Annotated in this window: 8 protein-coding genes; 6 read left to right on the forward strand and 2 right to left on the reverse strand. The window is 43.4% G+C overall.

The genetic code is table 11. The features are described from left to right. Positions 1-831: aldo/keto reductase (locus VF500_RS21765; protein ID WP_330861696.1), on the reverse strand; the 831-nt coding region annotated here is incomplete at its 3' end. A gap of 254 nt (positions 832-1085) precedes the next feature. Here VF500_RS21765 and VF500_RS21770 point away from each other — a divergent pair. From VF500_RS21770 to VF500_RS21785, 4 genes are all read left to right on the forward strand, one after another. Further along, positions 1086-1772, forward strand: a complete 687-nt coding sequence (locus VF500_RS21770) for an HAD-IA family hydrolase (RefSeq protein WP_330861697.1) — start codon at positions 1086-1088, stop codon at positions 1770-1772. A gap of 4 nt (positions 1773-1776) precedes the next feature. Then, positions 1777-3120 (forward strand): DUF5690 family protein, encoded by a 1344-nt coding sequence (locus tag VF500_RS21775; protein WP_330861698.1) that lies wholly within the window; start codon positions 1777-1779, stop codon positions 3118-3120. Positions 3121-3163: 43 nt separating this feature from the next. Next, positions 3164-4336: a TIGR03364 family FAD-dependent oxidoreductase gene (locus VF500_RS21780; RefSeq protein ID WP_330861699.1), complete on the forward strand. Its 1173-nt coding sequence runs from the start codon at positions 3164-3166 to the stop codon at positions 4334-4336. Positions 4337-4542: 206 nt separating this feature from the next. Then, the gene (locus tag VF500_RS21785; protein ID WP_330861700.1) at positions 4543-7098 is read left to right on the forward strand and encodes a phosphocholine-specific phospholipase C; all 2556 of its coding nucleotides are present in this window, start codon (positions 4543-4545) and stop codon (positions 7096-7098) included. A gap of 136 nt (positions 7099-7234) precedes the next feature. Here VF500_RS21785 and VF500_RS21790 read toward each other — a convergent pair whose 3' ends face one another. Beyond that, complete coding sequence (locus tag VF500_RS21790) at positions 7235-8005, reverse strand: carbonic anhydrase (RefSeq protein WP_330861701.1); 771 nt, start codon at positions 8003-8005, stop codon at positions 7235-7237. Positions 8006-8332: 327 nt separating this feature from the next. Between VF500_RS21790 and VF500_RS21795 the strand changes: the two genes are divergently transcribed. Together VF500_RS21795 and VF500_RS21800 are read left to right on the forward strand one after the other, a co-directional pair. Next, on the forward strand, positions 8333-9286 hold the full coding sequence (locus tag VF500_RS21795) for a bifunctional helix-turn-helix transcriptional regulator/GNAT family N-acetyltransferase (protein WP_330861702.1): 954 nt from the start codon (positions 8333-8335) through the stop codon (positions 9284-9286). A 243-nt stretch (positions 9287-9529) separates the two neighbouring features. Then, positions 9530-9840: hypothetical protein (locus tag VF500_RS21800; protein ID WP_330861703.1), on the forward strand; the 311-nt coding region annotated here is incomplete at its 3' end.

The following is a 9840-nucleotide window of genomic DNA, read 5'->3' on the forward strand; positions in this document are numbered from 1 at the left end:
CGGCATGATATTATCATCCTGGGCGTTTACCCATGCAATGGCAAGCTGTGTAGGCGTGTAGCCTTTGTCGCCGGCCATCTGTTTTAATACTTCAACCCTTTCAAGATTTTTCACCAGGTTTTCTCCCTGGAAACGCGAAAAGTGGTTATGATAGCTATTAGCCGGAAGCGGTGCTTTCATATCCCCGGTAAGTAAACCTTCGGCGGTGTTGGCGAATGCTACTACGCCTATCCCCAGTTCTTTAGCAGTAGGCAGCAGATCGTTTTCAATTTGCCTGTCGGCTAACGAGTAGCCAATTTCCAGCGCGGTTACAGGGTGTATGCTGTTGGCTTTGCGTAATTGATCTGCAGTAATTTCAGAAACACCAAGATGGCGTACTTTTCCTTCCTTAATCAGGTCGGCAACGGTACCTATCACATCTTCTACCGGAACGCTGTTATCCAGGCGGCAGGGTTGATACAGATCTATGGTATCGATACCTAATCGTACTAACGAATAATTGATGAAGTTTTTGATGGCTATAGGACGAAGATCTAAACCAAGCCATTGGCCATTATAAAAAATAGCGCCAAATTTCACGCTGATAAACGCGTCGTCGCGGCGGCCTTTAACGGCCTTGCCTACCAATAGCTCATTATGACCAGCGCCATAAAAATCGCCGGTGTTTAAAAAGTTGATGCCGTTATCTAACGCCGCCTGTATAGTGGCGATACTTTCGTTTTCGTCGTTAGCTGTACTGCCCCAAACAGATGACATGCGCATACAACCCAGGCCCAGCTTTGAAACCAGCGGGCCGTTTTTGCCCAAATTTATTTTCGTTATGTTCCCCATAGTTGATATTTTTATTTAAAACAAATATCAGGACTCTTGTTCATGAGGAAATTACTTGCACGGCTCAGTTTACTTGTCTGTATGGCTCAAGTTTTATGACTATTCTTTTGTAGCAACGCCTCGCATACATTTCCTGTTTGCAAATTAAGGAAGCTCAATAAACCACTAATCTCACCTTAACCAAACCTTAACACTAATTTAGTTTAATTTTAATAAAAAAAGTTTAGTATTGCTAAACAATTATATTTGTTATTATGAGCATAAAATTAGTGGTATTTGATATAGCCGGTACTACGGTTAAAGACGATCATGAGGTTAGCAAGGCTTTCAGGGCTGCTATGCAAAAGTCTGGTTACGAAGTTGAACTGGAGAAAATAGATCCGTTGATGGGCTATGAGAAAACCCTCGCCATCCGTAAAATGCTTGCCGAACACGAGGCCGATCAGTCAGTTATTACCGACGAACTGGTAACTACCATACATAAAGAATTTGTACAGCAAATGATCAACTTTTACCAGTTTGAGCAGGGTATTGAACCGCTGCCAAATGTAGAAGAAACATTTGCCAAACTGCATGAGCAAGGCGTAAAAGTGGGTATCAATACCGGCTTTTCGCGCGATATTGCCGATACCATCGTAAACCGCCTGCAATGGCAAGAGAAAGGCCTGATCGATTACGTTGTGGGATCAGACGAGGTAGAACTTGGCCGCCCGCACCCTTTCATGATCCAGAAAATGATGCAGGAAGCCGGCATTACAGACCCGCAGGAAGTTGCCAAAGTAGGCGATACCGAGGTTGACGTACGCGAAGGACAAAATACCGGCTGCAAATATTCCATAGGCGTAACTACAGGAATTTTCACCCGCGCCGAACTGGAAACCTATAATCCTACCCATATTATTGACGATATTGCACTGGTAGTTGACATCATAAATCAATAAGTAAATGAGGCTGATTGAAAGTTTACGTGCAAAAGTAGCCCAATGGCCTTATGCACTGATTTCAGTTTTGGCAGCGGTTTCGGCCTTCGGAACGTATACATCCATGTATGCTTTTCGTAAGGCTTTTGCGGCGGCAACTTTCACAGGTCACGAATACTTTCATGTTGATTATAAGGTTTGGTTGGTTATAGCCCAGGTTATCGGCTATATGAGCAGCAAATTTTACGGCATCAAATTTATAGCAGAAGTAAACAGCAAAACCCGTGCACGCTATATTTTAGTATTAATTGGTATTGCCTGGGCCGCCCTGCTCGCCTTCGCTTTCGTGCCTGCGCCATGGAACATCGCTTTCCTTTTTATCAACGGTTTCCCACTGGGGCTTATCTGGGGCCTGGTTTTTGGTTATCTGGAAGGCAGGCGCTCAACCGAATTTATGGCATCGGTATTATCTATCAGTCTCATCTTTGCCTCGGGCTTCGTAAAAACAACGGGGCGTACTTTAATTAGCAGCTTTCATGTAAATGAATATTACATGCCCTTTTTAACGGGGGCTGTGTTTGCATTGCCACTGCTATTTTTTGTTGGCTGTATGGAGCTCATCCCCGCACCTACTGCCGAAGATAAACACTTGCGTTCGGAACGAACTCCGATGAATGCCGCCGAACGTAAGCAATTCGTCATCCGTTTTTTACCCGGCATTATCCTCACCCTTATTGTTTATGTGCTGCTCACCATTATGCGTGATGTACGCGATAATTTCGAGGTAGAGATCTGGGCCAATCTGGGCATTAAGGATAACAGCATTTTCACTACTACCGATATTAAAATTTCGCTGGTGGTGCTTGTTGCCATGAGCCTGCTCATCCTGGTACGTAAAAACCTGCGCGCTTTTAGTATCATTCACTTAATGATCATAAGCGGTTGCGTGCTGGTGGGCATATCAACCATCATGTTTACCTTTAAAATGATGGGGCCAACCTCATGGATGACCTGCGTAGGCCTTGGCCTGTATATGGGCTACGTGCCCTATAACGCTATATTTTTTGAGCGGATGATAGCATCGTTTCACTATAAAAGCAACGTTGGCTTTATCATGTACATTGCCGATTCGATGGGCTACCTGGGCAGCGTAAGTGTTTTACTGGTAAAAGAACTGGGGCGACCGTCAATCAGCTGGGGTACATTTTTCCAGGAAGGTGTAATGACAGTAGCCCTCGTTGGCGGCATTTGTGGGTCGTTATCTCTCATTTACTTTTTGCAAAGCGCAGCACGTGATAAAAAAAAATTGAATGCCGAAGAGGATACCGGGGAACAGATAAATTTTCAGACAATAAGTCCGCAGTCGTGAGTTCCAAATCAAAAAATGACTCAACGACCTAATGAATAATATAATGAGCGAAAATAATAACTCAAAAAACTCCCCCTTCAGGGGGCAGGGGGGCACTGCTATAATCATAGGCGCAGGTATAGTAGGTTTGGCTACTGCCCGCGCTTTGGCCGTTCGCGGTTATAAGGTAACCGTGTTTGAGCGCAACGAACGCGCAGTAGGCGCTTCCATCCGTAATTTTGGTATGGTATGGCCAATAGGCCAGGCTACCGGGCCAATGTTTGAGCGCGCCATGCTGTCAAAAAGCATCTGGAAAACAGTTTGTACCGAAGCCAACATCTGGCATAATGAGGTTGGTTCATTACACCTTGCCTATCAAGATGATGAGCTACAAGTGATAGAGGAGTATGTGGATGTAAACAAACAACACCGTGATTGTGCCGTGTTAACTCCCGGCGAAGCCCTCTCAAAATCACCGGCTATCAATACCGATGGCTTAAAAGGTGCATTGTGGAGCGGAGAGGAAATGATCGTTGAATCGCGGGTGGCAATAGGACAGGTAGCCGCTTATCTTGCCGAAAAATTTGGCGTGGAATTTCACTGGAACACGGCCATCAGCCGCATCGAACATCCAAAGGTTAGTTCTGGTACCCAAAGCTGGGAAGCCGACGAGATCTATGTTTGCAGTGGAGCCGATTTTGAAACACTGTACCCTGAACTTTTTGCTCAAACGCAAATTACCAAATGCAAACTGCAAATGATGCGTTTGGTTACCCAGCCTGATGAATGGCGTATCGGTCCCTCATTATGCGGTGGTTTATCCATGATCCATTATCCGGGTTTCCAGGCCGCGGCTTCGTTACCTGCATTGAGGAAACGTTATGAAGAGCAATATGCAACACACCTGAAATGGGGTATCCATGTGATGGTATCGCAAAACGGCAGCGGCGAGCTTACCATCGGCGATTCGCACGAATACGGTTTGGTTCATGATCCTTTCGATAAGGAATTTATTAATAATTTGATAATCGAATACTTACATACATTCGCCAATTTTAAAGACTGGAGAATGTTGCAGTCATGGCACGGTATCTACCCTAAAATGACCAATGGCGCATCCGAACTGGTGGTAGATATTGAACCTGGCGTAACGCTCATCAATGGCCTCGGTGGTAACGGCATGACCTTATCATTTGGCCTTTGTGAACAGGTTATTGCACAGCGGAAAGACGGATAGTTAATGGTTGATGGTTCATAGATTAATTTGTAGTCATCAAGCTGTTTTAATTTAATAAAATGATATATTCCTCCAACGTCATTGCGAGGCACGAAGCAATCCCCGACTTTACAGGACGGGCTTGCACAGCCTCTCTGCCTGTTTGGGATTGCTTCGTACCTCGCAATGACGTTTTTTTATAAAACTAAAATATACCTCAAATAAACATGTCTGATTCAAGGAGAGATTTTCTTAAAAAAGCAGCCTTATTAACCGGAGCGGCCGGTCTCGCCAGCATTTTACCCGAATCTATTCAAAAAGCAATGGCTATTAACCCGGCACAGGGCAGCACTTACCTGGACGCCGAGCACATTGTGATCCTGATGCAGGAAAACCGCTCGTTCGACCATACTTATGGTATGCTGAAAGGGGTACGTGGTTATAACGATCCGCGTGCTATTGACCTGCCAAATAAAAACAAGGTTTGGCTGCAATCAAACAAAAAAGGCGAAACCTATGCTCCTTTCCACCTCGACATCAAAAACACCAAAGCAACCTGGATGAGCTCATTGCCGCATTCATGGGCCAACCAGGTGAATGCCCGTAACGATGGCAAGTTTGACCAATGGCTTATCGTTAAACGCAACAGCATTAAGGAATATTCAAATATGCCTTTAACTATGGGGTTCCACAACCGTGAGGATATTCCATTTTACTATGCTTTAGCTGATGCTTTCACCGTTTGTGATCAGAATTTTTGTTCATCACTGACAGGCACCAACCCAAACAGGTTATATTTCTGGAGCGGTACCATTCGCGCCGAGCAGCATGAAAACTCATTAGCTCATGTTTGGAACGATGACATGGATTATGGTACCCTGAACTGGGCAACGTTCCCTGAGCGTTTGGAAGACCATAACATATCGTGGAAACACTATCAAAACGAAATTGCCATTGATACCGGCTTACAGGGCGAAGAAGACCCATGGCTGTCAAATTTCCAGGATAACCCGCTGGAGTTTTTCGGACAGTACAATATTAAACTTTACGACAAGCATATTGCCCATCTGCAAAAAAAATCAACCATTTTGCCTGATGAAATTGCTGCTGTAGAAAAACAAATTGCCGCTTTGCCTGCCGGCGATGCACACATCGATCACCTGCAAAAACAGCTTAAACAAAAGCAGCGCGACCTGGAGAACACCAAAAAGGACATGGCGAACCTTGATCCTGGTAAATTTGCAAGCCTTTCGCAACGCGAAAAAAATCTGCACCAAAAAGGTTTTGTAACCAATACCAATGATCCGCACTACCGCACTTTAAGTCCGCTGAAATATAATGATGATGGCACCGAGCGCGAGGTATTAGTACCTAAAGGCGACGTGTTACACCAGTTCCGTGCCGATGTAAAGGATGGCCATCTGCCAACCGTAAGCTGGCTATCAGCCCCTGAGCATTTTTCTGATCATCCAAGTTCGGCCTGGTATGGTGCCTGGTACGTTTCCGAAGTACTGGATATCCTAACCCAAAACCCAGATGTTTGGAAAAAGACAGTTTTCATTTTAGCTTACGATGAAAATGACGGTTACTTCGATCACGTCCCACCGTTTACCGCACCAAACCCGCATAAACCAGGTACAGGTAAGGTATCTGAAGGAATTGACCCAAGCGTTGAGTTTGTTACTTTAGAACAGGAAAAGGCACGCAACAACTTCCCCGAAGTATTTGACCGTGAAAGCCCGATAGGTTTAGGTTACCGTGTACCATTGGTAATTGCTTCGCCATGGAGTCGCGGCGGTTGGGTTAACTCCGAGGTGTTTGACCATACTTCAACCCTCCAATTTTTAGAAAGCTTTTTGAGCCACAAAACCGGTAAAAAAGTGACCGAATCTAATATCAGCGAGTGGCGCCGTACCGTTTGCGGAGATCTTTCAAGTGTCTTCCGCCCATACAACGGCGAGAAGATCGAAAACCCTGAGTTTGTTGCAAGGGAAGCGTTTTTAGAAAGTATCCACAAAGCGCAATTCAAAAAACTCCCATCCGACTATAAGCTGCTTACTGCCGATGAAATTGCGCAGATCAATAAAGATCCGCATTCGTCACCATACATGCCACAGCAGGAAAAAGGGATTAAACCATCATCGGCCCTCCCTTACCAATTATATGCAGATGGTAAACTGAGTGCAGATAAAAAATCGTTCGAGATCAAATTTACTGCAAGTAACAAAACCTTTGGTGCAAAAGCATTGGGTTCGCCATTTAACGTATATGCCCCCGGCAAATATGCAACGATGAATGATCCGCAGAAAATGGAAGACCTCCGTACCTGGGCCTATACCGTTAAAGCCGGCGACACACTGGCTGACGTATGGCCGCTTCATGAATTTGAAAACAGCGAATATCATTTGCGTACCTATGGCCCTAACGGCTTCTTCCGCGAGTACCAGGGCAACGCTGCTGATCCGCTGGTTGATGTTGTTTGCGAATACGAGCAAGCTGCCGGTAAATTAACCGGGAATGTTAGCCTAAAGATCACTAACCATACCAACAAAGCGCAGACCATAGCTGTAGCTGACCATGGCTATAAAACCGGTGATCATAAAGTTTCTGTAAAAGCAGGCGCCAGTACCACTGTAGCTTTAAACTTAAGCAAAACCCATGGCTGGTATGATTTCAGCACGAAGGTTGATGGTTTTGAGAAATTTGCGAAACGTTTCGCAGGCCGCGTGGAAACAGGCAAATCAAGCTTCAGCGATCCTTTAATGGGGAAAGCATTAGCTTAGTATTTAAAAGCTTTATAACGTAAAAGCCGGGCTAATCAAGTCCGGCTTTTACGTTATAAAATGAGGAAACTTACAAAGTTAAAATCCATGACTGAAACAGATAAGCGTCGGTTAGATCAATCCTTCTAAGTTCGGTTTATTTGGATTTTATTTCCGGAAGATGCTGCAAGGTTTCTTTTAAGAACTCCACTTTTCCTGTGTGAATATCATAAACTGCACCCACTATCAGTATCTCGCCTTTTGAATATTTTTTATGTAAAATTGGATCTAAATTTCTTAAGGTATTTACCTGGTCAATCACATTTTGCCTCACAGCATTATTCACAGGGTCCCCAGGCATGTGGGCAACCTTGGCAACAGCAGGTTTAATTTCGTTTATTAAAGTAACAATATGACCGGGAACGTCTTCTGGCCTTTGCACTGCAGCCGCCACAGCACCGCAGTCGGTATGTCCTAAAACTACGATCAACTTGGTGTACAATTTTACTACTGCATACTCCATGCTACCATAAGAAGCTGCTGATGATACCTGGCCTGCCGTTCTGATAATGAACAGATCACCTAAGCCCTGATCAAATACAAGTTCATTGGGTACGCGGGAATCAGAACAACTTACAATGGTTGCAAAAGGCTTTTGGCCCAAACCTAACTTTTTAACGGTTCCTGCATCCTGCCTTGGGCGGATAGATTTATTTTCAACAAATCTCTTATTGCCTCCTTCTAATTTTTTAATAGCCAGAAGAGGGTCAGTGAATGCGGCATCCCTGTCTACAATATAATGGTCCGCTTTCCATTTTACAGAGTCAATGGCTGCCTTTTTTAGAGAATGATTAGGTTTTGAGCTCTGAGCATTTACAGCATTTTGAAATAAAAATATTCCAATTATAGATACAATTAAATTTTTCACTTTGTGTGTTTCGTTTAAAAAAGGGGTTATTAATACATTTTTTGTTAATACGCAGCTAAAGCTATTTTCGTTGCTTACGATATAATCTCTCCCTGATGAAAATATAACGCTGTCCGAAGCCCTGAGATCTCGAACAATGGTGTATCAATTAAATGTGTCATCGGTGCTTTATAAAAGGAAGTTATTAATGTCTTCATCAACCGGCTTTTGCTTTCTTCACATTTTAAAACTGCGGTTTATGAATTGAATATGAAATTGATCCGCTTGCGGTTTTAAAAGCAACACAATATATTTGTGTAATTAGTTACATAATTAATTACACAAAATATGGATTTCTTTAATAAAGTAGGAAAAATGGCTATAGGGAGCAGGCTCAGAATGCTGACTGAAACTGTTGGGGAAGACGCAGCAAGGATCTACAATTTATACCAGATTAATCTTCAACCCAAATGGTTTCCTGTTTTTTATGTATTGCAGGATGGCGGTGAATTTACGATCACCTCAATTGCCCGGGAGATCGGCCACTCGCACCCTTCTGTAAGTAAGATCATTGCCGAAATGGTAAAGAATGGCTTTGTTATTGAAAAAAAGGATAAAACGGACGGACGCCGAAACATGGTAAGTCTTTCGGCTAAGGGACTTGATGCGGCTGTTAAGATCAGGGATCAGTACGCTGATGTTACCAACGCTGTGGAAGAAATTCTGGCCCAGGCAAACCACGACCTGTGGAAAGCCATCGAAGAATGGGAATATCTGCTGGAACAAAAATCATTGTTGCGCAGGGTACAGGAACACCAAAAGATACGGGAGAGCAATAAAGTACAGATAGTACCTTATGAGCCACGCTATAACGCGGCCTTTAAAGCATTAAATGAAGAGTGGATCTCCAAATACTTTAAAATGGAAGAAGCCGACTACAAGGCACTTGATAATGCGGATAGTTATATCATCGATAATGGAGGACTTATATTGGTCGCCCTTTACAACGACGAGCCGGTTGGCGTATGCGCATTGTTAAAGATGAATGATCCCGACTATGATTATGAGCTTGCTAAAATGGCCGTATCGCCAAAAGCACAGGGAAAAAACATAGGTTTTTTATTAGGACAGGCTATTATTGAAAAGGCAAAAGCACTTGGCGGTCATAAACTGTACCTGGAAAGTAATACCATTTTAAAACCTGCTATCAGCCTGTACCATAAACTGGGCTTTGTAAAAATAGCGGGCAGGCCTTCGCCCTATGAGCGCGCCAACATCCAAATGGAACTTGAGCTGAAATAAACAAGTGTTGAAGTAATTATGCTGTCTGAAGTCTCCTGACTTCGGACGACTATGCCTGTAGTTTATAACTACAGGATATTATTGCCTCCATCAATAGATATATTAACTATTGTATAACAATTGTGAATAAAATCAAAAAACAGTTAGTGCCTTTTTTCGTTTATTGAAATTGAAACTTAAACATTATATCCATATGAAGCACAAAAAACTCCTGCTCCCTACACTAACATACCTATTTTTTTTATGAAAAACATCAAAAAACATCTTATCATTTGCCTGAGTATCTGCCTATTTTGCAGCACTGCTGTACAAGCTCAGTTTGGCGGTTTTGGGAAAGCCATATTGGATAAAGGAGCCGATATGGTATCGGGCGGTAGCCTTAATAAATTGCTGAAACAGCCGCAGGCCATTACCACCAGTTTTAATGACGTTAACAAGACAGGCTCCAAGCCACCATCGTTTATGGAAGGGCAGGTAGCCGAGCCTTTATACCTTTTGCCAAAAGCACAGGGAAAAAACATAGGTTTTTTATTAGGACAGGCTATTATTGAAAA

The organism is Mucilaginibacter sp. (genome assembly GCF_036383575.1).
GTDB lineage: Bacteria > Bacteroidota > Bacteroidia > Sphingobacteriales > Sphingobacteriaceae > Mucilaginibacter.

Bases quoted from the DNA above. Each gene is read 5' to 3' on its own strand.
- VF500_RS21770 (WP_330861697.1), top strand. From the start codon at position 1,086: ATGAGCATAAAATTAGTGGTATTTGATATAGCCGGTACTACGGTTAAA.
- VF500_RS21775 (WP_330861698.1), top strand. From the start codon at position 1,777: ATGAGGCTGATTGAAAGTTTACGTGCAAAAGTAGCCCAATGGCCTTAT.
- VF500_RS21780 (WP_330861699.1), top strand. From the start codon at position 3,164: ATGAGCGAAAATAATAACTCAAAAAACTCCCCCTTCAGGGGGCAGGGG.
- VF500_RS21785 (WP_330861700.1), top strand. From the start codon at position 4,543: ATGTCTGATTCAAGGAGAGATTTTCTTAAAAAAGCAGCCTTATTAACC.
- VF500_RS21795 (WP_330861702.1), top strand. From the start codon at position 8,333: ATGGATTTCTTTAATAAAGTAGGAAAAATGGCTATAGGGAGCAGGCTC.